At 66.7% G+C, this 23,584-nt stretch carries 18 protein-coding genes; 9 read left to right on the forward strand and 9 right to left on the reverse strand.

Translation table 11 applies throughout. The annotated features are described in order from the left end of the window. From CFR76_RS14675 to purD, 3 genes are all read right to left on the reverse strand, one after another. Positions 1-435, reverse strand: a 435-nt coding sequence (locus tag CFR76_RS14675) for a transposase (RefSeq protein ID WP_146222696.1), incomplete at its 3' end; no start/stop codon positions are given. Positions 436-608: 173 nt separating this feature from the next. Then, positions 609-2,009, reverse strand: a complete 1,401-nt coding sequence (locus tag CFR76_RS14680) for an MFS transporter (RefSeq protein WP_110557670.1) — start codon at positions 2,007-2,009, stop codon at positions 609-611. A 108-nt stretch (positions 2,010-2,117) separates the two neighbouring features. Next, the gene (gene purD, locus CFR76_RS14685) at positions 2,118-3,398 is read right to left on the reverse strand and encodes a phosphoribosylamine--glycine ligase (protein WP_110557671.1); all 1,281 of its coding nucleotides are present in this window, start codon (positions 3,396-3,398) and stop codon (positions 2,118-2,120) included. Positions 3,399-3,464: 66 nt separating this feature from the next. On the opposite strand from purD, the gene xseA reads away from it, so the two are divergent. From xseA to CFR76_RS14705, 4 genes are all read left to right on the forward strand, one after another. Continuing rightward, positions 3,465-4,925 carry an exodeoxyribonuclease VII large subunit gene (xseA, locus tag CFR76_RS14690; RefSeq protein ID WP_110557672.1) on the forward strand — a complete coding sequence of 487 codons (1,461 nt, stop codon included), beginning with the start codon at positions 3,465-3,467 and terminating at the stop codon, positions 4,923-4,925. Positions 4,926-4,945: 20 nt separating this feature from the next. Beyond that, positions 4,946-5,326, forward strand: coding sequence for a hypothetical protein (locus CFR76_RS14695; protein ID WP_408884374.1), 381 nt, complete (start codon positions 4,946-4,948; stop codon positions 5,324-5,326). Between the two features lie 160 nt (positions 5,327-5,486). Beyond that, positions 5,487-5,894: a DNA-binding protein gene (locus CFR76_RS14700; protein ID WP_110557673.1), complete on the forward strand. Its 408-nt coding sequence runs from the start codon at positions 5,487-5,489 to the stop codon at positions 5,892-5,894. A 127-nt stretch (positions 5,895-6,021) separates the two neighbouring features. Further along, on the forward strand, positions 6,022-6,744 hold the full coding sequence (locus CFR76_RS14705) for an OmpH family outer membrane protein (protein WP_110557674.1): 723 nt from the start codon (positions 6,022-6,024) through the stop codon (positions 6,742-6,744). A 116-nt stretch (positions 6,745-6,860) separates the two neighbouring features. Here CFR76_RS14705 and ybaK read toward each other — a convergent pair whose 3' ends face one another. From ybaK to metH, 6 genes are all read right to left on the reverse strand, one after another. Beyond that, entirely contained in the window at positions 6,861-7,334 is a 474-nt protein-coding gene (gene ybaK, locus CFR76_RS14710; protein WP_110557675.1) for a Cys-tRNA(Pro) deacylase, read from the reverse strand. 107 nt (positions 7,335-7,441) lie between these two features. Next, positions 7,442-8,185, reverse strand: a complete 744-nt coding sequence (locus CFR76_RS14720) for an SDR family NAD(P)-dependent oxidoreductase (protein WP_110557677.1) — start codon at positions 8,183-8,185, stop codon at positions 7,442-7,444. Beyond that, positions 8,182-9,696, reverse strand: coding sequence for an amidophosphoribosyltransferase (purF, locus tag CFR76_RS14725; protein ID WP_110557689.1), 1,515 nt, complete (start codon positions 9,694-9,696; stop codon positions 8,182-8,184). Before purF ends, CFR76_RS14720 begins: the two co-directional genes overlap by 4 nt. 51 nt (positions 9,697-9,747) lie before the next feature. Continuing rightward, positions 9,748-10,272: a CvpA family protein gene (locus tag CFR76_RS14730; RefSeq protein WP_110557678.1), complete on the reverse strand. Its 525-nt coding sequence runs from the start codon at positions 10,270-10,272 to the stop codon at positions 9,748-9,750. Positions 10,273-10,447: 175 nt separating this feature from the next. Then, positions 10,448-10,861 carry a phosphoribosyl-ATP pyrophosphatase gene (locus CFR76_RS14735; protein WP_110557679.1) on the reverse strand — a complete coding sequence of 138 codons (414 nt, stop codon included), beginning with the start codon at positions 10,859-10,861 and terminating at the stop codon, positions 10,448-10,450. A gap of 67 nt (positions 10,862-10,928) precedes the next feature. Further along, complete coding sequence (gene metH, locus CFR76_RS14740) at positions 10,929-14,438, reverse strand: methionine synthase (protein ID WP_110557680.1); 3,510 nt, start codon at positions 14,436-14,438, stop codon at positions 10,929-10,931. A gap of 173 nt (positions 14,439-14,611) precedes the next feature. Between metH and CFR76_RS14745 the strand changes: the two genes are divergently transcribed. The 5 genes from CFR76_RS14745 to CFR76_RS14765 all read left to right on the forward strand — a co-directional run bounded on the left by CFR76_RS14745 (position 14,612) and on the right by CFR76_RS14765 (position 23,525). Continuing rightward, positions 14,612-15,010 (forward strand): hypothetical protein, encoded by a 399-nt coding sequence (locus CFR76_RS14745; RefSeq protein WP_110557681.1) that lies wholly within the window; start codon positions 14,612-14,614, stop codon positions 15,008-15,010. A gap of 87 nt (positions 15,011-15,097) precedes the next feature. Continuing rightward, entirely contained in the window at positions 15,098-17,350 is a 2,253-nt protein-coding gene (locus tag CFR76_RS14750) for a peptidase domain-containing ABC transporter (RefSeq protein ID WP_110557682.1), read from the forward strand. After that, complete coding sequence (locus tag CFR76_RS14755) at positions 17,347-18,792, forward strand: HlyD family type I secretion periplasmic adaptor subunit (RefSeq protein ID WP_110557683.1); 1,446 nt, start codon at positions 17,347-17,349, stop codon at positions 18,790-18,792. The genes CFR76_RS14750 and CFR76_RS14755 overlap by 4 nt, the downstream gene beginning before the upstream one ends. A gap of 13 nt (positions 18,793-18,805) precedes the next feature. Next, complete coding sequence (locus CFR76_RS14760; RefSeq protein WP_110557684.1) at positions 18,806-20,593, forward strand: tetratricopeptide repeat protein; 1,788 nt, start codon at positions 18,806-18,808, stop codon at positions 20,591-20,593. Further along, positions 20,580-23,525 (forward strand): glycosyltransferase, encoded by a 2,946-nt coding sequence (locus tag CFR76_RS14765; protein WP_110557690.1) that lies wholly within the window; start codon positions 20,580-20,582, stop codon positions 23,523-23,525. The genes CFR76_RS14760 and CFR76_RS14765 overlap by 14 nt, the downstream gene beginning before the upstream one ends. Positions 23,526-23,584 lie beyond the last annotated feature (59 nt).

The raw sequence follows: 23,584 nt of genomic DNA on the forward strand, positions 1-23,584 counted from the left end.
AGCATCGATTTTCGTGCCGTTGATCGACACCACGCCCAGACGCAGCAGGCCCGTCTCACGCGCCAGAAGCAGGACCTGGGCAAATGCAGCTTCAATGGCTGTCCGGTTTGTCAGGCGGAAGGTCGCAATCGTATCATGATCCGGATGCAGGTTCGCCGCCACGAAGCGCACCCCGATGTCGCGATATGTCGCCCGCTCGATCCGGCGTGAGGAAAACAACCCGTTCGCATAGCTGAAGATCAGAAGGGCCAGCATCAGGCGCGGATGATACTGCGCCTTGCCTCCCGTGCGCACTGGCACGCAGAACGCACTCATCGGAACCCGCTCAACGGCGGCTACAATGAAATGCGCCATATCATCGGCAGGAAGCCACGACTTCAGATCAGGCGGCAGAAGATACGGCTGAGACCGGTCAAACGGGATGAAGCTGCTCATCACACCACCTTACAACTTCACCCCTTCACAGGGTACCCCAACCCGACAGGCTGCTAGAAGCTATTTGAAAATAACTCATTGATAAAAAACAATAAAAGTTTTTGGTGAAGCTTTTTCCAAAAAGCTTCAAGGCCCGTTGCCTTTCCAAAAAAGGCTGCACCCGGTAACGTTTTTTATTTTGAAATGGTTGACATTACGGCACGGGGGCTGACCAGCCGGACGGCGCTGCACAGCATGCCGATGAAGGCGACGGCCGACCCGAAGCCCAGGCAACTGCGTTCCGCGTCATGCGCGATCAGGCCAAAGGCCATGGCCACGCACATGGCCCCGGTGGCCTGCCCGCACTGGCGCGCGATCTGCACCATGCCCGATGCGCTGCCTGAGCGCCCGGGCGGCGCGGTCACCATCATGATGCGGTTATTGGGGGGCTGGAAAACACCAAACCCCATGCCCGCGATCGTGATGCGCCATGCAATGTCGTACCATTGCGGATGGGGCGGCAGGAAATACAGCGCCAGGAACCCCATCGAGGTCATGAACAGTCCCACTGATGACAGGATGGCGGCCGGCACCCGGTCCGTAAGCCTGCTCAGGACGGGGGCGACGGCCATGATGCCGACCGGCCAAGGCGTCATGAGCAGCCCCACGATGGACGGGGGATAATGGAACATCGACTGCAGCGTGAACGGAAACGAGATCATGAACAGGTTCGAGGATACAAAGGCCACGAACCCGATCAGCGTCCCGCTGCGGAATGCCGGAATCCGCAGCATGTCCACCGGGAACATGGGGTGCGCGCGCCCACGCTGGCGGCGCACCAGCAGCCAGCCCGCGACAATCCCGGTCAGCAAGAGTGCGACGACCTGCGGCATGCCCGCATGGTGCGCCACCGAATCCCCCGCCATGATCAGCGCGCCAAAGGCCAGCACGTTCAGGATGGCGCTGGTCCCGTCAAACGTTCCCGCGCTGATGGGCGTGCGTGGCAGGGAGACCAGCGCCAGCACAAGGGCCGTCAGCCCCAGCGGAATGTTGATCAGGAACAGCCACGGCCATGAAGCGACCGTCAGGATGATGGAGGCCACCGTCGGACCACCCCCCACGCCCAGCGCCACCATCACGCCATTCAGCGCAATGCCGCGGCCAAGGATGGCATGGGGATAGATGAAGCGGATCAGCGCGATGCTGACACTCATGATGCACGCGCCCCCCACGCCCTGCACCGCGCGCGCCAGCGACAGCATGAGCAGCGAATGCGACAGCGCGCAGAACAGTGAGGCCACCGTCAGCAGCGCCAGCCCGATCTGGCACAGCCGCGCAAAGCCGATGCGTGACCCCAGTGCCGCCATGGGCAGCAGCGAGACCACGCTGGCCAGTTGGTAGGCATTGACGATCCACACCGCCGACGCGGGTGAGACATGGATATCCTGCGCAATGGTGGGGAGTGCGACGTTGGCGATGGCGTAATCCAGCAGCGCCAGCAGCACCGACAGCGCGACGGCGGTCACCGCACGGACGCGGGCCGCGCCATGCAGGCCTTCGCCTTCGGTCAGGACAGGGGTGGATCGGGGGGGCATGGCAGCGGCTTTTCAGGCGGGAGCGTCTGTTGTGACACTGTAACGGTATTTGGCCCCGCCGCAATGCCCCGGCGGGTACGGGGGCGTCGCGCAGCAGGGCCTTTAAGGTCAGCCCTGCGCGTTGAGCGCGCGCAGGCCGATGTCATGGCGGTAGATGCCATCGGGCCAGTCAATGACCTTTACGGCCTCATACGCCCGGTCATGCGCCTGCCGCAGCGTGTCGCCCGTGGCGCAGACCGCCAGCACGCGACCGCCTGCCGCCACCAGTTCGCCCGCCCCGTCCAGCTTCGTGCCCGCCTGGAACACATGCACGCCCGGCATGGTTTCGGCCGCCGCGATATTACGGATTACGCCGCCCGTCACCGGCTTGCCGGGATAGCCACGCGCGGCCATGACCACGCTGATCGAGGACTGGTTGGAAAAGCGGATATCGGTCTGTTCCAGCTGGCCTTTCGCCACGGCGGCCAGGGCGGCCAGCAGGTCGCTTTCCAGGCGGATCAGCAGGGCCTGCGCCTCCGGGTCGCCAAGGCGGACATTGTATTCGATCAGTTGCGGGCCATCGGATGTCAGCATGAGACCCGCGAAAATGATGCCGGTGAACGGCGTGCCGCGCCGCGCCATTTCGCGCAGCATGGGGCGCACCAGCAGGTCCAGCGCCGCGTCCTGCCGCGCGCGGCCAAACCCGGTGGGGGGGGAAACCGCGCCCATGCCGCCGGTATTGGGGCCGGTATCGCCATCGCCAATGCGCTTGTGGTCCTGTGCGGCGCCGATCAGCACGGCGCTCTCCCCCGCGCAGAAGGCGAACAGCGAGACCTCGTCGCCCATCAGGCAGTCCTCGATCACCACGCTGTGGCCCGCCTGACCCAGCGTGCCGTCGGTCATCATGTCGGTAATCGCCTGCTCGGCCTCGGCCACGCTCTGGGCCACGACCACGCCCTTGCCCGCCGCAAGGCCGTCGGCCTTCACCACGACCGGCGCACCATGGCGGCGCACGTAATCCAGCGCGGGGGCTGCCGCGTCAAAGCGTTCCCACCGCGCGGTGGGAATGCCTGCCGCATCGCAGACTTCCTTGGTGAAGGTCTTGCTGCCTTCCAGTGCAGCGGCAGCCTGCGTGGGACCGGCGCAGGCGATGCCCGCCTTTGCGCAGGCATCGGCAATGCCGGCCACCAGCGGCGCTTCGGGGCCGGGCACGACCAGGTCGATGCGCTCACGCCGCGCCAGCGCGATCAGGCCCGGCACGTCATCGGCGCGGACGGGGCAGTTCGTGCCCAGCGCCGCAGTGCCCGGATTGCCCGGCGCGATGAACAGGGCATCAAGCAATGGCGACCGCGCAATGGCAGCGGCCATGGCATGTTCCCGTCCGCCTGATCCAACCAGCAGCACCCGCATCACTCGTTTCTCCCGTTTTTCATCTCTGCCCTTTCGGGGTGGCCGTCTCTATCATACCTTGCGCGGATGGATGAACAGTTTCCCGACTCCGGCCGCGCCTTGGGCGGCAATACCCCTGAATTTTCGGTCGCCGAAATCTCGGGGGCCATCCGCCGGGTGCTTGAAGGCACGTTCGGCCGTATTCGCGTGCGTGGCGAAATCACGGAATTCATGCGTGCCCGCTCCGGGCACCTGTATTTCGCGCTCAAGGATGAAGGGGGCAAGCTGTCCTCCGTCGTGTGGCGGGGCACCGTGCCCCGGCTGGGGCTGAAGCCTGAAAACGGGGTGGAGGTCATCGCCACGGGCCGGATTTCGTCCTATGGCGAACGCTCGTCCTACCAGATGGTGATCGACCGGCTGGAATATGCGGGCGAGGGCGCGCTGCTGGCCCGGATCGAACGCCTGCGCCTGCGCCTTGCGGCGGAAGGCCTGTTCGATGCGGACCGCAAGCAGCCGCTGCCCTTCCTGCCGCGCGTGATCGGGGTGGTCACGTCGCCACAGGGCGCGGTGCTGCATGATATCCGCACCACCATTGCCCGCCGCTTTCCCCATCCTGTTCTGGTCTGGCCGGTGGCGGTGCAGGGGGAGGGGGCAGCCGAACAGATCGCCCATGCCATCACGGGTTTTGACGCGATTACGGGGGCTGGCGGGGTGCCACGCCCCGATGTGCTGATCGTCGCGCGCGGGGGCGGGTCGCTGGAAGACCTCATGGCCTTCAATGACGAAGCGGTGCTGCGCGCGGTGGCGGCATGCCGCATTCCGGTCATTTCCGCCGTAGGGCATGAAACGGATACGACACTGGTTGACTTCGTGTCTGACTGCCGTGCGCCCACGCCCACGGCGGCGGCCGAGATGGCGGTGCCGGTGCGTGCCGAATTGGAGGCGGCCCTTGCGCAGCGTGATGCGCGCCTGCGCGGGGGGCTGGGGCGCACGCTGCAACTGGCGCGCGCGCGCCTGGACCGGGCGGCGGCGGGGCTGCCGGACCTGCCCGCCGTGGTGGAAAACGCCCGGCGGCGGCTGGATGACCGGGCCTACCGGCTGGATCTGGCGCTGCCGACACGCATGGAACAGCTTCGCAGCCGCCTGCGCAATGCGTCCGACCGGCTGCCCGCGCCGCAGATGGTCCTTGCCCTGCGCCGCGCCGATCTTGCGCGGGTCGATGCCGCATGCCAGCAGGCGATGGCCGGGTTCCTGCACCGCCGCGTTTCCATATTGCGGGGGCTGCGCGTGCCACCCGCCATGCTGGTGGCGCAGTTGCGCGCCAGCGCCAGCCGCCTTGCCGGCGCGGCGGGGCAACTGGCTTCCCTTTCCCCGCAGGCGGTGCTGGAACGTGGCTACGTGCTGGTGACCGACAGCGCGGGCAGGCCGCTGGCGCACGCGGCGCAGGCGCGCCGGGCGAAACAGGTGACCCTGACCTTTGCCGATGGCCAGGTCACGGCCCGTCCCGTCGGGGCGGCTGACAGGCAGCAGGGGCATCTGGATCTGTAATGCACATACGGGCACGAAACATGACGATAACGACACGATTCCGCGCCATCGGCGCCGCCCTGCTGCTGGCGGGGTGCGCGGGACACGCGGCGCACCGGCCCGCGCCCCGTCCCGCCGTGGGGCAGGCGGCCACGCCGGGACGCATCCCGCCACAGGATTTCGCCCCCGGCCTGACGGGGGAGGAAGGGGCGCCGCCACAGGGCACCATCCTGACCAATGACCCTTCAGCGCCCGCGGATACGCCGCTATGTGGCCATGCGGCGAGGGAGGCGAACGGCATCGGCGCCACCATCCACCCTGACATCACCCCAGCCGCCAGCAGTTGCGCCGCCAATGCGTGTTTCGATGCGCAGACTGGCACCTATATCGCCGCCGATGGCAGCCGGCGGGTCTGTCGCTAGCGCCCGGCTCACGACACGTTGCATGGGTCATATGCCACGGACGGGCAGGCGGGCATCATATTCCGATTGACTTGGTCCGGATGGATGGTTGACCCTTCGGGGCATCATGAGCCTTCCCCCATCACCCGATAGCGTAGGCGACCCGCAGGCGACGGTACACATGTTCCCCCTCAAGCGCATGCTGTCGCTGCGCGAGGCCGCGGAATATGTGGGTATCACGCTGCTGCGGCTGCGCAGCTTGCGTCTTGTGGGTGCGGGGCCGCATGCCGCCATGCGCAACAAGAACGGGGTCATGTTCCGGATCGAGGATCTGGACGACTACGTGGACAGCCTCTACCGCCGCGCCAATATCTCCCATACCGAGCAGGCGCGGCACCGCAACGAATGGCGCGGCAGGCTGGCCGCCCTGCCCGAAGAGGCGCGTGGCGGCATATCCGATTCCTTCATGCAGATCCTCACCCGTGACGAACTGCTGGAAAAAGGGGCCAATCGCGGGTTCCGCGTCCTGTTCCTTGGCGGGCTGTGCCTGATTTTCCTGTCGCATACCCCCCTGATCTGGCGGCTGTAAGGGCGTGATGCGGGATGCATTTCGGGAAAATGCGTTTTTTGGGCTGTACGGGTATGTTCATTCGCCATACGATCCGCTACGCAGAAACCACGATAGCGGAACAATAATGGATCGGATAATGACAGGTATGCGCAGCAGCATTATGGCCCGGACCGGATACGCGCGGCTATGTGGCGCGGTTTGTGGGGCGGCACTTGCCCTGGCCCCTGTCCTTGCCATGGCGCAGGATGCCGGTGGCGGCCAGCAGCAGCAGGCACCCATACTGCCCATGCCACCCGTGCCGGAATTCAAGCCGCTGCCCCCGGGCACGAAGCCTGTGGCCCCTGTCATCGGCATTTTCAATACCCAGCAGATCATGGCGCAGTCCATCGCCGTACAGAAGCTGCAGACCGAACTGGGCACCCGGCGCGAGGCGCTGGTGCATGATGTCCGCGCCGAGGATGCCCAGCTTCAGGCCCTGCGCCAGTCCATCATCAAGGCAGGCAAGGCCCCCACGCCGGAGCAGCAGCAGGAACTGCAGAAGCGCGTGAACGCCGACCGCACCAAATTCGGCAACCGCAACCGGATTCTGGAAGAAGATGCGCAGGTTGCCCTGAACCAGGTGCAGCGTGAGATGCAGCAGATCGTCAGCGCCATCGCCACGGCGCGCGGCATGACCATGGTGCTGCAGGCTGGCACAGCCGCCCTGCATGACAACAGCCTTGATATCAGCGACCAGGTCGTGACCTACCTGAATCAGGCGCTGCCGTCGGTGTACCTGCCCAGTGCTACCGAAGACCCCGAAGAAATCGCCAAGAGCGGCAAATACCCGGTCATGCCGTTCCAGCCCGCCGATAATGGCGGCGAATGATCGCCTGAAGATCATTGAAAAATAAAAGTTTTCGGGTGCCGCCTTTTTTCAGGAAGGCGGCATTCTTTTTGGCAGCTTTTTTGGAAAAGACTGTACCAGAAGCTGCCGTATGAGTTTCAGGCCAGCAGGTCGGCGGTAATCGCCCCGGTTGCCGATACGGCGTCAGTGGCCGCCAGCCGGACCAGATAACCCCGTTTCCCCCCGTTGATGACAACATAGGGCTGGGCCAGCGCTTCCTGCGCCAGGGCGGTCCGTACCCGTTTGCGCTGACCGAACGGGCTGATCCCGCCCACGCGGAAGCCCGTGCTGCGTTCGGCATGGGGGGGTGGCATCATTTCGGCTGATTTGCCGCCAAAGGCTGCGGCCACCTTCTTCATGCTCAGGGTGGCTGCGACCGGCACCACGACACAGGCGGGGCGTCCATCCACCAGAACCATCAGGGTCTTGAACACCCGCGCGGGATCTTCCCCGATGGATGCGGCGGCATGGTTGCCCGTCTGTCCCGCATCGGGGTCGTAGTCGTATTCAATGACGGTGAATGGAATGCCTGCCTTGTCCAATGCCGCCGTGGCGGGTGTGGCCCTGCTCATATGCTTTTCTTTCCCCCTGAAAATCATACAAAAGTTTTTGGTGAAGCTTTTTTCAAAAAGCTTCAGGAAGCGCTGCTTTTTTGAAAACAGGCGGCACCCAAGAACCTTTATTTTTTATCAACAGGTTCCATCCCGAACCGCACATACTCCCCCTGCGGCTGGGGACCGGGCAGGCACAGGCTGACGATTTGGGGTGCGACTGCCTCGGGCGGGGTCAGGTTATTCATGTCGAGTGCGGGCATGGCCAACCGGCGCAGCCGGGTCGCGACCATGCCGGGTTCAAACAGGTTGATGCGCAGCGGGCTGCCCTGTGGCAGTTCACTGGCCCATGTCCGCACAATGGCGTCCTGTGCTGCGCGGCTGGCGGCCACCAGTCCCCAGAAGGGGGCGGGCGTCTGGCCATGCCGGTCGGTCAGGAAGACGGCGCGCCCGGCGGGGCCGCGTTCCAGCAGGGGGGCCAGCGTGCGGACCAGCCGCCATGTGGTCTGGGGGCCGGCCTGCATGGCCCGTTCCCAGTCCTTGGGCTGCATGTGTGACAGCGGGGACAGGATACCCAGTTCCCCCGCGCAGTGGACCATGCAGTCCAGCCTGCCGAACTGGGTTGCGATGGACGGCCCCAGCGTATCCAGCTTCTCGCCATCCCGCAGGTCCAGCGGCAGCAGGGTGGCGTTGTGCCCGGCATGCTGGCGGATCAGGTCATCCGTCTGTTCCAGTCCGCCCTGCGCGCGCGCGGTCAGGATGCAGTGCGCGCCAGCCCGTGCCAGCGCCACGGCAACCGCGCACCCGATGCCCCGGCTGGCGCCGGTAACCAGGGCGACCCGCCCGGTAAGGTCGGCAAGCGGCGCCGTCATGCAGGTTCGGGATGGTGTTCGGCTTCGTAATCCACCAGTTCGATCGGGTAGTCGCCGGTAAAGCAGGCATCGCAGTAGCGGTTGGCGGCACTTTTGCGGTCCTTGTAGCCCAGCGCGCGGTACAGCCCGTCGAACGAGATGAAGGCAAGGCTGTCCACGCCGATCAGCTTGGCCATTTCCGCGACATTGTGCTGGGCGGCAAGAAGCTGGCTGCGTTCGGGCGTGTCGATGCCGTAGAAGCAGGAATGCGTGGTCGGCGGGGAGGAGATGCGCATATGCACTTCCTTCGCACCCGCCGCCCGCACCATGTCCACGATCTTGCGCGACGTGGTGCCACGCACGATGGAATCATCCACCAGCACCACGCGCTTGCCATCCAGCACGGGGCGGTTGGTGGAATGCTTCATCTTCACGCCCAGATTGCGGATCTGGTCGGTCGGTTCGATGAAGGTGCGGCCCACGTAATGGTTGCGGATGATGCCCAGTTCGAACGGAATGCCGCTTTCGGCGGCGAACCCCATGGCCGAGGGCACGCCGGAATCGGGCACCGGCACGATCACGTCGGCCTCGACCGCGCTTTCGCGCGCCAGTTCCACGCCAATCTGCTTGCGGGTGTCGTACACGGCCTTGCCGTCCATGACGGAATCGGGCCGGGCGAAATAGATGTATTCAAACACGCAGAAGCGCGACTGCTTGCTGTCGAACGGCTTGAGGGAACGGATGCCGTCATCGTTTATGATCACGATCTCGCCCGGTTCCACGTCGCGCACGAACTCCGCGCCGACGATGTCCAGCGCGCAGGTCTCGCTGGCCAGGACCCATTTGCCTTCCGAACCGTCTTCTTCGCGCAGGCGGCCAAGGATGAGCGGACGCACGCCCAGCGGGTCGCGCACGCCAATCAGTTCGTTGCGCGACAGCACGATCAGGGAATACGCCCCCAGCACCTGTTTGAGCGCATCGATCAGCCGGTCCACCACGTTGGAATACAGCGATATGGCGATCAGGTGGATGAACACCTCGCTATCGGTGGTGGACTGGAAGATGCAGCCCCGGCGCACCAGCGCCTTGCGCAGGGTCTCGGCGTTGGTCAGGTTGCCGTTATGGGCCACCGCCAGCCCGCCGAACTCAAAATCGGCGAATAGTGGCTGGACGTTGCGGATCAGCGTCGCCCCCGTGGTGGCGTAACGGTTGTGTCCCACCGCGCAGTTGCCCGGCAGGGTGGCCATGACGCGGGCATCGCCAAATACCTCGCCAACCAGTCCAAGCCCCTTGTGGGTGTGGAAGCGTTCGCCGTCAAAGGACACGATGCCGCTGGCTTCCTGCCCGCGATGCTGCAGCGCGTGCAGGCCAAGGGCGGTCAGGGCGGACGCATCCTTGGTGTTCCATACGCCAAAAACCCCGCATTCCTCATGCGGCTTGTCATCATCATGCCGCCACTGGGCGGCGATATCATCGCGTTCGTGCCGTGTCGTGGGGTCGCCGGAAACAGCATGGAAGGTGGTGCGGGACATGGTCAGCAATCTTTCCTTGACGGACGGGTGCGGGGGGTACCGACAGAAGGTTCAGATGGGCGCGTCATGCCGCGTCCCGGCGGGTTGCGCAAGATGCGCGTGGAAGTTATCGGGCGTATAGGCGTTCAGGTACGTCACGCTGTCGCCAACAAGGGGAACGATACGGCTCGATCGCATGACATCGGGCCATTCGGCTGCGGGGATGAGGGCTGTGATGCCCGCGTACAGCAGTACAAGGCAGACATACCCGCGCGCCAGCCCGAAGATCAGGCCCAGCATGCGGTCGATCCCCGACAGGATGGACCCCTGTACCGCCTGGCCTGACAGATGGGCAGTCGTGGTGAAAATGACAAGGAGTACAAGGAACAGCACGGCAAAGGACGCAAGGGCCGCCAGGGTGTGGCTGCTGATCCACTGCGTGGCATAGGGCATGAGCGCGCCATGCCACGCCACCGCCATGATGATGGCCATGACCCAGGCGGCAAGGCCCAGTACTTCGCGTGAAAAGCCACGGACCGCACCCACCACGGCCGACAGGGCGACAATGGCGATGCCTGCTGCGTCAATCCAGTTCATGCGTGCCGGACCGGGGGAGTACCCGCCGGCAGGTAACAGGCATGGACCCGGTCCATCTATCGCGACATTTCCTGCTGTTCCGCCTGCGGCCAGCTTATGCCACCGGCATGCGGCAGCGCATAGGCCAAAAATGGCCCGTTTCGATTTCGTGCCCGTATATGGGCCGGTCAGCCGGTCAGGGCAGCTTGGTCGTGCGGATTTTCCATGGCCGCCTGCGCGCGGCGGTGGAGACGGATGTGCGTTCGGCCATGTTCAGCGCCAGCAGCAGGTTGCCCATGCGGGTGCGGCGGTCCAGTTCGATCCACACGTCCTCGGGGTCGATGCCATCGGCGGCCCAGATTTCCAGCAGGTGGGCCAGCACGTCGGCGCTGTGTTCGATCAGGCCCGCACGGTCATGGGTCATGAGGTCCATCACGCACTGTTCGGCGGCACAGGTAAAGGCGCGGCCGGCGCTGTGCGTCGTGCGGATGTTGCGGGGTTTGCCGTCAGGCGCGCGGGCCGCGTCCAGGCGCGCCTGCAGCCGGCCAAGCGCATGGTCGGCGCCGGGCCGGTCTGGTGGCGGGGAAGGCGTGGGGCGGGAACGGGACATGGCATGATGATGGACATTATTTCGCCCACCGGTCAACAAGTCCCGCAGGCTGGCCCCGATGCGTTTCTCAGATCGAGAAATACTTCGCGTGCGGGTTGAAGATCACCAGCGCCGAGGTCGACTGTTCGGGGTGCAGCTGGAAGCCATCGGTCAGCGATACGCCGATTTTTTCCGCATCCAGCAGCTTCAGGATCGGCTCCTGCTCCTCCAGCCGGGGGCAGGCGGGATAGCCGAAGGAATAGCGTGACCCCCGGTAGCCCTGCTGCAGCAGCTTCGCCATGTCGCGGTCGTCCTCGGCGGCGAAGCCCATTTCGGCGCGCATGCGCTTATGGGTGTATTCCGCCATGGCTTCGGCCATCTCCACCGACAGGCCATGCAGGTAGAGGTAGTCCTTGTAACGGTCCGCCTCGAACCATTCACGCGCGCGGTCCGATGCATCCTGCCCCACGGTCACCACCTGCAGGCCGATCACGTCGCGCTGTGCCGCGTCAATATCGCGCACGAAATCGGCAATGCAGGCCCCGTCCGCACGCGGCTGGCGGGGCAGGGTGAAGCGGGCGACCTCGGTCGCGCCATCCTCGCCAAACAGCACCAGGTCATTGCCCTCGCCCGCCGCCTTCCAGTAGCCATAGCTGGCCTTGGGGTGCAGGATGTCCTGTTCCGCGCATAGTGCGAGCATGTGGCGCAGCACGGGGCGCAGCTCCTTGCGCGCCCAGACCATGAAGTCATCCAGCGACCGGCCCTGCTTACGGAAGCCCCACTGGAACTGGTACAGCGAACGTTCATTGAGGAACGGCAGCACCGCTTCCGGCGTCGCCTCCAGCACGCGCGGCCCCCAGAAGGGCGGGGTCAGCACGGGTTCGTCCGCCGTCAGTTTTTCACGCCGCGCGCGGGCGGCGACCTTGTCCACCGGGCCGAAGCCACGGGTTTCGGCGGCTTCGATATCCTGCGTGCGGCTGGCGCGCGTGGCCTTGCCCGCGCGGCGTGACGCGATGGCGGCAAGATAGGTGTCGAACTCGCCCTGCGCTACCTTGTCCATCAGCGACAGGCCATCGAACGCATCGCGGGCATAGGCTACGCGCCCGCCTTCGCCATAGGCTGCGGTGCAGTCCTCCTCCACATAGTTGCGCGTCAGCGCGGCACCACCCAGCATCACAGGCACATCAACGCCCTGACGGTTCATTTCCTCAAGGTTTTCGCGCATGATGACGGTGGACTTGACCAGCAGGCCGGACATGCCGATGGCGTCCGCCTTATGCTCGCGCGCGGCCGCGATCATGTCCGCCACCGGCACCTTGATGCCAAGGTTGATCACCTGATAGCCGTTATTGGTCAGGATGATGTCGACCAGGTTCTTGCCGATGTCATGCACGTCGCCCTTTACCGTGGCCAGCACCATGGTGCCACGGGCCTGGCCCTCGGTGCGTTCCATGTGGGGTTCCAGCCAGGCCACGGCGGCCTTCATCGTCTCGGCGGACTGGAGCACGAACGGCAGCTGCATCTTGCCTGCGCCAAACAGTTCGCCAACGACCTTCATGCCATCGAGCAGCACGGTGTTGATGATGTCCAGCGGGGCCATGTCGCGCATGGCCTCATCCAGGTCATCTTCCAGCCCCTTGCGGTCGCCATCGACAATGCGGTCCTTCAGGCGTTCGGGGGCGGTTTCGGCCCGGGCCTTCTTCACCGCGTCGGCGGCCTTGCGGTCGGCAAAGATTTCAAGGATGCGCTGCAGCGGGTCGTAGCCCTCGGCGCGGCGGTCGAAGATCAGGTCCTCGGCCACCCTGACTTCCTCGGCGGGGATCAGGTGCAGCGGGCGGATCTTGGACACATGCACGATCGCCGCCGTCATGCCCGCGCGTACCGCGTGGTCAAGGAAGACCGAGTTCAGCACCGCGCGCGCTGCCGGGTTCAGCCCGAACGAGATATTGGACAGCCCCAGCACGATCTGGATATCGGGGAAGCGTTCGCGGATCAGGCGGATGCCCTCCAGCGTCCATTCCCCCAGCTTGCGGTCATCTTCCGTGCCGGTGCCGATGGTAAACGTCAGCGGGTCGATCATCAGGTCGGATTGCGGCAGGCCGTGCTTTTCACAGGCGAATTCGACCAGCCTTGTCGCGATGCGCAGCTTGTCTTCCGCCGTCTTGGCCATGCCCACTTCATCAATGGTCAGCGCAATGACGGAGGCGCCGAACTTGCGCGCCAGCAGCATGCGTTCGTTGGCAATGGCTTCCCCATCCTCGAAGTTGATGGAGTTGATGATCGGCTTGCCGCCATGCAGCTTGAGTGCGGCCTCAATCACCGGGGTTTCGGTGGAATCGATCACCAGCGGCGCGTTGACCGAGGAGGTGAAGCGGGTGACGACCGCGTTCATTTCGCGCATTTCGTCACGACCGACGAAGGCGGTGCAGATGTCGAGCGCGTTGGAGCCTTCGGCCACCTGTTCGCGGCCCAGCGCCACGCAGCCATCCCAGTCGCCGGCTTCCTGCAACTGCCGCCATTTTTTCGATCCGTTGGCGTTGCAGCGCTCACCAATCGAGAAATAGCTGTTTTCCTGCCGCAGCGGCACCTGCGAGTACAGGCTGGCGACCGACGGAATCCATACCGGCCTGCGCGGCACGGGGGCGGGGCGGATGCGGCCCGTGCCCTCGGCGCGGCGGCGGAGCATCTGGTCGAGCGCCTGTGTATGCGGCGTGGACGTGCCGCAGCACCCGCCGATCAGGTTCAGCCCGTCCTCGGTAATGAAACGCTCGACCCAGCTTGCCATTTCGGCAGGCGTCAGCGGGTAGTGCGTGGTGCCATTGACCAGTTCGGGCAGGCCCGCATTGGGCTGGACCGAGATCAGGCCAGGCCAGTTTTCGGACAGCCAGCGTACATGCTCGGACATTTCCTGCGGGCCGGTGGCGCAGTTCAGGCCCATCAGCGGCACGTCCAGCGCATTGATGACGGTGGCTGCGGCGGCAATGTCGGGGCCGACCAGCAGCGTGCCGGTGGTCTCCACCGTGACCTGCACGAAAATCGGGGTGTCCACGCCCATCTCGGCGCGGGCGATCTTGGCGCCATTGACGGCGGCCTTGATCTGCAACGTGTCCTGGCAGGTCTCGATGAGGAAGCAGTCAACGCCGCCTTCGATCAGGCCCCGGCACTGCTCGGTCAGGCCCGCTTCCAGCGTGTCGTAATCAATGTTGCCCAGCGAAGGCAGCTTGGTCCCCGGCCCGATGGAGCCGACGACATAGCGGTGGCGGCCATCGGCGAATGTCTCGGCGGCCTCGCGCGCCAGGTGGCCCGCCGTGCGGTTGATTTCACGCGCGCGGTCGGCCAGGCCGAATTCGGCCAGCGTTATGGGCGAGCCACCAAAGCTGTTGGTCTCCACCATGTCCGCCCCAGCCTCGAAATAGCCGCGATGGATTTCGCGCACCAGTTCGGGGCGGGACAGGTTCAGGATCTCGGTGCAGTTTTCCTGCCCCCAGTAATCACGCTCGACCTCAAGGTCCAGAAGCTGCACGCGCGAACCCATGCCGCCGTCACACAGCAGGACCTGGTCGCGAAGGGCATCGAGAAGATGGGGACGAGAGGTCATTGTTATCCTGAGATCTTATGAGCAGGAGGCACGGCGCGGGAGCGGATTTTCCCGTAAGTGCCCAGTGCCATCTTGCATAAAATTATGTCCGGTGCCCTTTATTCCCCCAACTTCCCGCCAGTGTCCAGCACCATTGCCCCATATGGGGCATGTCCGCAGGTCCGTATGGATGAATGGAGAACGCCATGGCCCGCGACGGGCGCATCATGCTGGAATTCCTGACCCGCCCCGCAATCTGCCATCCGCGCGCCGATACCCTGCTGGTGGTGGACCATGCGCATGCGCCCGTGCCGGGAGACGGGTGGGCCGGGGTTGTCACGGTGGGCCAGGCTGCCCCGTCGCCGTTTTCGCATGGAACAGGCTGCGCGTGCTGCGCGGGGCGCGGCGGGGGGCTGGCGGCGGTGCTGGGCGATGTGTTCCGCAGGCGCGCCACGGGCGCGCTGAAATGGTTCGACCGCGTGGCCGTGCTGCCGCCCGAAGGGCAGGAAACGGCCTGGCGGGCGGCACTGTCGGGGGATATCGTGGTCAAGGCACGCTTTGCCATGCAGCCCCCGCATCCGCATTCGGCCTGAAAAACAGCCGCGTTAAGGAACCCTTTGCTTTCTGCCCCTAGTCTGGGCCGCGTGAACCGACAGAGCGTGTAGAGCAAAAGGGGTGCCGTGGGCCATCCAGACCAATCAGCGGACCCGGACGGGCGCGCGCAGGCGGATACCCGCCACGCGCCGGAACTGATCCGCCTGCAGGCGGTGCTGCGTGCGGCCCGTTTCCACGGCATTGACCTTGACGTGCATGATTTCGCCGGTGAGGCCGGGCAGCCCGTGCCCACCATCCCCGCCCTTGCGCGCTGGGTGGAGGAAAATGGCGGTAGCGCGCAGGGCATGCGCCTGCAGTGGCGTGAGCTTGTGCGCCTGCGGGACGTGCCGCCGGTTGTCCTCATGTTCACGGATGGGTCGGCGGGGCTGATGGTGGGCGTGGATGCGGCCCGTGGCGTGGTCTGGCTGGTCGATCCCTTCGCCAGTGCCGACACGTCCCCCGTGGCGGTGGACGAGCTGCGGCTGGAAGGCGTGTGGACCGGCGACGTGCTGCTGGTGCGCGGCGGGCAGGACAGCGCAAGCAGGGAAGAGGCTGTCAACTTCACATGGCTGCGGCGCATGGTGCTGGGGGAACGCCAGCTGCTGCGCGATGTTGTCATCGCCTCCATGGTCATAAGCGTGCTGGCGATCTTCCCGCCTCTGATCGTCATGCAGGTCATCGACCGGGTGGTGAACTTCCATTCCATGTCCACGCTGGTTTCCCTGACCGGGCTGGTGGGGGTGATGTCGTTTTACGAAATCCTGCTGACCTATGCCCGGCGCGAGATCACGCTGGTGCTGACCACGCGGCTGGATACGCGCATATCGCTGGCGGTGTTCGATCGCCTGCTGGCCCTGCCGCTGGAATTCTTCGAACGCGAGCAGGCGGGCAACGTGATCGGCCGCGTCAGCGCGATCTACAAGGTCCGGCAGTTCATGACCGGGCGGCTGCTGGGCACGTTCCTTGACCTGTTCACCCTGGTGGTCGTCATGCCCTTCCTGTTCTGGCTCAGCACCACGCTGGCCTGCCTGACGGTGGTCGCGGCCGGGCTGATCGGGGTGGTCATCCTGCTGGCCATGCCGGCGGTGGGCCGGCTCATGAGCCGGCAGGTCCGCGCCGAGATGGAGCGCAGCGGCGCGTTGTATGAAACGGTGGCCGGCATCCGCACCATCAAGACGCTGGCGCTGGAACCCGTGCGGCGCGAGGTCTGGGATGAAAAGACCGCCAGTGTGGTGACCGCGTCCCTTGACGCGGGGCGCATGGGTAACTGTGTCGCGACGGCGGTCATGCCGCTGGACCTGTTCATCAACCGTGGCATCATCCTGATCGGGGCGTACCTGGCCATTACCTCGACCACATCGGGCATGGAGGCCGGGGCGCTGATGGCGTTCACCATGCTGGGTGGCCGGGTTGCGTCCCCGCTGGTGGGCATGGCGCGGCTGATTGACGACCTGAACGAAGTGCGCAGCGCGCTGGCGGAAGCGGGGTCGGTGCTCAACCGCCCGACCGAAACCCGGGCGCTGACCACCGGCCTGCGCCCGCCCATCCATGGCGCGCTGGCGTTTTCGGATGTGTGCTTCACCTATCCCGGGGCGTCCGCGCCCGCGCTGTCGGATGTCACGTTCAGCGTGCCTGCGGGCACCATGCTGGGACTGGTCGGGCGCAGCGGGTCGGGCAAGTCCACCATCACGCGCCTGCTGCAGGGCGTCAGCCGCAGCTATACCGGCCACCTGCGGCTGGATGGCATCGACCTGCGTGAAATCAACCTGACCTACCTGCGCCGGTCCTGCGGGGTGGTGCTGCAGGACAATTTCCTGTTCCGCGGCACCATCCGCGACAACATCATCGCCGGCCGCCCGGGCCTGACGCTGGAAGACGTGGTGCGCGCCGCCCGCCTTGCGGGGGCGGAAGAATTCATCGAACGCATGCCCGCGGGCTTCGATACCTGGATCGAGGAAGGGTCCACCAACATATCCGGCGGCCAGCGCCAGCGCCTTGCCATCGCGCGCGCCGTGATTTCCGACCCCAAGCTCATGATCCTCGATGAAGCGACCTCCGCCCTCGACCCGGAAAGCGAGGCGGTGGTCAACGCCAACCTGCGCCACCTTGCGCGCGGGCGCACGATGGTGATCGTCTCGCACCGCCTGGCCTCGCTGGTGGCGTGCCACCAGATCTGCGTCATGGACCACGGGCATGTGGCTGATATCGGCACGCATGATGAACTGCTGGCGCGGTGCGCCATCTACCGCACGCTGTGGATGCAGCAGAACCATCCCGATGGCCTGAATGACGGGAATGGGCGGCCGGGCGTCGCCCATGTGCAGGGTGACGCGGCATGAGTGGCCGTGACCTTGTGCCCCCCACGCCCGAGGCGGCGGAGGAAGCCGGCATGCTGTCGGTCCTGCCGCCACCCACGGCGGATATTCCCACTGACCTGCCGCCCGCGCTGCTGGCGTTCTATTCCCCGTCCGCCGCACTGATCGGCCTGCCGCCATCCGATGCGGCGCGCTATGTCATCTGGCTGGTCGCGGCATTGGCCGGCGCGGGGCTGCTGGTCATGACGTTTTTCCCGCTGGACCGGGTGGTCAGCGTGAATGGCCGCCTGACGCCGTTTGACGACACGATGGTGCTGCAACCGCTGGAAACCTCCATTATCCGCACGGTGGAGGTGCATGAGGGCGATACCGTGCGCAAGGGGCAGGTGCTGGCCCGGCTGGACCCCACGGTGACGGATGCGGATGTCATCAACATGCGCCGCCAGGTCGCGGCCTACCGGGCGGAGGTCGCCCGCCGCACGGCCGAAGCCGCGGGCCGTCCCTACACGGCGGACGTGAACGATCCCGCATCGGTGCAGGAAGCCGCCGCCTACCTGCGCCGCCAGGCGGAATATAGCGCCCAGATGTCCAGTTACGACCGGCAGGTTGCCGGGCTGGAAAGCGAATTGCAGGGTTATGAGGCCAGTGCGGCGATGTATGCCGCCCGCGCCCGTGTCGCGCGTGACGTGCAGGACATGCGCGTGCGCCTGCAGCATGAACAGGTGGGCAGCCGCCTGTCCACGCTGGCGGCGCAGGATACGTTGATGGAGGTCACGCGCTCGCAGGTGTCCGCCCGCCATTCCGCCGACAGTACCCGTGCCCGGCTGGAGGCGATGAAGGCCCAGCGCGATGGCTACGCCAGCAACTGGCACGCCACGGTGTACCAGGACCTGGCGCTTGCGCAGCATCGCCTGGCGGATGCCGATGACAGCTACAGCAAGGCGGTGCTGCATCACGACCTGATTGTCATGCGCGCCGACCGTGACGCGGTGGTGCTGAGCATCGCGCATCTCTCCGCGGGTTCGGTCATCCAGGCTGCGACACCGCTTCTGACGCTGGTGCCGGCGGGCAGCCACCTGGACATGGTGGCCACGCTGCGCGGTGTGGATGCGGGCTATGTGCGGGCGGGGGATACGGCAATTCTGAAATTCGCGGCGTTTCCCTACACCCAGTATGGCGGGGGGGAGGCGACGGTGCGCGTCATAAGCCCCGATTCCTTTACCCCCTCCGGCGCAAGGTCTGGCACCAGCGCCGAGCAGGGCGGTGATACGGGTGATACGATGAATGCCTATTACCGTGTGCGCCTGTCCATCGACCGGTACACGCTGCATGGCGTGCCGCCCTTCTTCCAGCCGCAGCCGGGCATGCCGGTCGAGGCGGATATCCATGTCGGGCGCCGCACCATCATGCAGTACCTGCTCAACCGCCTGCTGCCTGCCGTGACCGACGGCATGCGCGAACCCTGATCCGGGGGCGGCGTTGGTGCGCAAGTTTCTGTCCGGCCTGCTGGGGGGGATCACGCCCGCGGCCCGTTTCCGCCATGCGTGCCGCCTGCTGGAACACGAGGGGCGTTCGGCGCAGGGATTCGCCCTGCTGGCACGCCTTGCGCGCGGCGGCATGGTGGCGGCGCAGTATCAGGTGGCGCGTGCCTACCTTGATGGCAGCGGCGTCCCGCGCAGTCCGGTCGAAGGCGTGCGCTGGATGCACACGGCCGCGCGCGCGGGGCATGTGGAGGCCAGCTTTTCCCTGGCCCTGATGCTGCTGGTTGACCCGCCGGGCCATGGGGGGGACCACAGGGGGGCCGATGGCCTGCTGCCCGCGTCATGGCCCGGTGGCATCGACCGCTGGCCCGACCCGGAGGCCGCGGCCGGCTGGGCGCGGCAGGCGGCCGAAGGCGGCCTGCCCGATGCGCAGGCCCTGTATGGGTACCTGCTGGCGACCGGCCCGCAATCCATGCGCGACCCGCAGGCGGCGCGGATGTGGTGCGAACGCGCGGCGCGCGCCGGTTGCCCGCAGGGTGATCTCGGGCTGGCGGTTACCCATCTGGCGGCATCGGACCAGTCGCCGGGGACTGATCCCGACGCGGTGGCGGCCCTGATCCGCGCGGCGGATAGCGGACTGTCCACCGCGCAGTACATGCTGGGCCTGCTGCATGAACGGGGCTGGGGCCTGCCGCCGGACCGGGCGCGGGCGGAACACTGGTATGCCTGTGCCGCCGCGCAGGGCGTGCGCCCCGCGCAGGCGCGGTACGGCGCCCTGCTGCTGGAGGATATGGACGGCAGGCCGCGCAACGCCATGACAGCCGAGACATGGCTGCGCCGTGCCGCCCTTGCGGGCGACCGGGAGGCGGCGGCCCTGCTGGGGGATCTGCATGCGCATGGGGAAGCCGCCCTTCCCGGCGATCATGAAGCCCTGATCTGGTACCATCGGGCGGCGGAACAGGATCATGCGGTGGCCTGTCGCATGCTGGCTTTGCTGTACATGCACGGGCGCGGGACGGCGGCCGATCCGGAACAGGCCCGTCACTGGCTGGCACGGGCGGCTGAACTGGGTGATGTCGCCGCCATGACCGACCTTGCCGCCGCGCTGGTGGCGCAGGGACAGCAGGCACATTCCGATCCCGGCCTGCCGCTGCCCGATTTCCTGCCCGCGGCGCAGGCGGGGGATCCGGTCGCCGCCTTCAACCTTGCGGTCTGCCTGCGTGGCGGGGTGGGGGGCGTAACCGATCCGGTGCAGGCCGCGTCGTGGATGGAGCGCGCGGCCAATGCGGGCGTGGTCAATGCCGAATACTGGTATGGACGCATGCTGCTGGACGGGGAGGGCGTGGCGACGGACGTGGCCCATGCCCGTCACTGGCTGGAACGCGCCGCCGGACACGGCCTGGCCGAGGCCTGCGTGGCGGCCGCGCAGTTGCGGCTGGAAGGGCGGGGTGGCCCGCGCGACCATGCGGGCGCGCTGGCGCTGTACCATCGCGCCGCCCGGTCGGGGCGGACTGAGGCCATGTTTTCCCTTGGCGCGATGTATGGCGGCGGCCATGACCTGCCGCCGGACCGGGGGCTGGCGCTGCACTGGTTCACGCAGGGGGCCGAAGGGGGCAATGCCCTGTCGCAGCTCATGCTGGGCCGGTATCTGGCAAGGGGGCTGGCTGGCCCCATGGACCGTGCGCGTGCCCGTTACTGGCTGGAACAGGCGGCGGCGTGCGGCGTGCGGGCCGCGCGTGATGAACTGGACCATATGACCCGTACGGATGAACATGCCCCAACGTGAAACGGGCGGGGCGGCGGGACCAGGCGCGGATGTCGCGGGTGCCATGCTGCATGCGCGCCATCTGGCCGGACAGGGGCAGCATGGGCTGGCGCTGGCATGGATGGAACGTGCGGCCCGTCTGGCCCCGACTGACAGGGGGGTGCAGTACGCGCTGGCCAGCGCCCGGCTGGGTGCTGGTGACGGAACTGGCGCGGCCAGCGCGGTTGAAACGGTCATGGCTGCGGGGGAGTTCCGCGCGGGGCTGCGCCTGCTGGTGCTGGCCCTTTGCGTGGCGCGTGCGTGGCCACGCGCCGCCCGCGTGCTGGAGCGCTTTTTTACCTGTTACGGCTTTGATCCTGGCCTGCGCATTCCGGCGGGGCTGGTGTGCCGGCATATGGCGTTGCGTGGCTGGTGCGCGCTGGACCCCGATGGCGTGCTGCATTGGGGCGGGTTGCCGGAGGGGCGCGCGCCGGATGTGATACTGGATGGTCAGGCATGGACGCCCCGGAAGCATGACGGGCAGCGCGCGAAGCTGGCCCGGTACTGGCGGCAGGCCCGTGATATCGTGGTGCAGTATGACGGCTCGCCCCTGCTGGGCGCACGACCGGACCGGGCGGCGCTGTTGCATGTAGCCGGCGCGGTCATGCCCGATGGGCAGGGCCTGGCAGGCTGGGCCTTCATGCCCGCGCGGCCCGATCGACCACCCGCGCTGTCCATATCCGATGATGTCCATGGCCGGCGTTCCCCTGTCCTGTCGCGGCAGTGGGGGACCGGATGGGACGATATCGCGGGTCCGGGCACGCCGGTCTGGGGGTTTGGCATGGCGTGGGCCGATCTCGCGCCTCAGGGTATGGTGCATGTCGCCTTGCCTGGCGGGCGGCAGTTGACCGGCGCGCCCCTGCCGGTATGCCTGCCCCGGGCGCGGCGGGTGTTTCCCACCATGCGGCGGCGGGTGCGCATTCCCGACCGGATCCCCCGGCGCGCGGCGCGCTGCCGGGTGGTGATCCCGGTCTATGCCGACCGGGTGCGTACGCTGGCCTGCCTGAACAGCGTGTTCGACACGCTGGACCGGCGATCCGATGGCACGGCCACGGATATCATGGTGGTGGACGATGCGACGCCGGAGCCGGCACTTGCCTTGGCGCTGGATGATCTGGCGGGGGCGGGGCGGATCAGCCTGCGGCGGCATGCGGCCAATATGGGGTATCCGGCGGCGGTCAATACCGCCCTGTCCGACGCGGATGGCATGGATGTCGTGCTGCTGAACAGCGACACGCTGCTGGCCCCCGGCTGGCTGGATGAAATGCTGCGCGTGGCTTACGCGCGGGTTGATACGGGCACGGTCACTCCCCTGTCCAACGATGCCTCCATCCTGACATGGCCCGAGCCGGAGGTGCCCTGGCCCTGTGACATGGAGACGGTCCACCGGCTCATGGCGGCCAGCCTGCATGCCAATGGGGGGCAGGATGTGGAAATCCCCACTGCGCATGGTTTCTGCATGCTGGTCCGCCATGACTGCCTGCGCCAGACCGGCCTGTTCCGCCCCGAATTCTATGGCCGGGGATACGGGGAGGAAAACGATTTTTCCATGCGCGCCCGGCTGGCGGGCTGGCGGCACAGGGCGGCGGCGGGCGTGTTCGTGGGGCATGTGGGTGGCGTGTCATTCGGGGCGCAGCGCAGGGCGTTGCAGCAGCGCAACCTGTGGATGCTGAACCGGCTGTTCCCCGGTTATGACGCACTGGTGCAGGCGCATATCGCGGCGGACCCGCTGGCGCTGGCGCGCCAGCGCCTGTCGCTTCTGGTGTGGCGTCGTGCCATGCGCCGCTCAGGGCATGAGGGCGCGGTGCTGCTGGTGACCCATGACGCGATGGGGGGCGTGGCCCGCGTGGTGGCCCATCGCGCGCGGCAGTGGGGGCAGGCGGGCTGCCGCCCGCTTGTGCTGGAACCGGCGGGGGATGGGTTCACGCTGCGTGACGGCGCGCCGGGCGATCCGTGTCCGGCGCTGCATTTTGCATGGCCGGCACAGGGGGAGGCGCTGGTGGCGCTGCTGCGGGCACTCGGCCTGCGCCTGGTCGAGGTGCACCACCATCTGGGCCATGGTGCGCGGGTGCGTGAGCTGTGCGCGCGGCTGGATGTGCCCTATGACCGGCATGTGCATGATTATGCCGGTATCTGCCCGCGCATTACGCTGGTGGGGCCGGCGGGGCGGTATTGTGGGGAACCGGATGTGGCCGGCTGCCGGGCTTGTGTCGGGGCGCTGGGTTCCCTGGTGGATGAGACGGATGTGGACCGCCTGCGCCGCATCACGGCGCGTGAACTTGCCGGGGCGCGGCGTGTGGTCGTGCCGTCGGCGGATGTGGCGCGCAGGCTGGCGCGTTACATCCCGGATGTCCCGTGTGAAATATCCGTGCTGGAAGATGACCGTCCCGCCCTGTCCCTGCGCCAGTTTGCCGTAGCCTGCGCGGACCGGCCCGCGACCGGCCTGCCGCCACGCAACGGCCGGTGCCGGGTCGTGGTGGCGGGGGGCATCGGGCCGGACAAGGGGCATGGGATCATGCTGGTGGCCGCGCGGGACGCGCGGGCGCGCGACCTGCCGCTGGAATTCATCGTGGTGGGCCATACATCCGATGACGCGGCCCTGCTGGAAACCGGGCGGGTGTTCATTACCGGGCGATATGAAGGGGAAGAAGCGGTTTCCCTGCTGCGCGGGGCGGCGGGGGATGTGGGGTTCGTGCCTTCCGTCTGTCCCGAGACATGGTGTTTCACCCTGACCCGGCTCTGGCAGGCGGGATTGCGCTGCGTGGCGTTTGACCTTGGCGCCGTCGCGGCCCGTATCCGTGCGACGGGGCGGGGGACGTGTCTGCCGCTGGGACTGCCCGTTCACCAATTGAATACGTTTTTGCTGTCTTATGCCCGGGCCGGGCATTCCGCCACGGACAGAGTCCATCCATGATTTGAGCGAAAGAGGCCCGTCTTGATCGTTATTGCCCCAGTCCCCGCGCGTGCGGTGTC

This window comes from Komagataeibacter swingsii (genome assembly GCF_003207895.1).
Lineage (GTDB): Bacteria > Pseudomonadota > Alphaproteobacteria > Acetobacterales > Acetobacteraceae > Komagataeibacter > Komagataeibacter swingsii.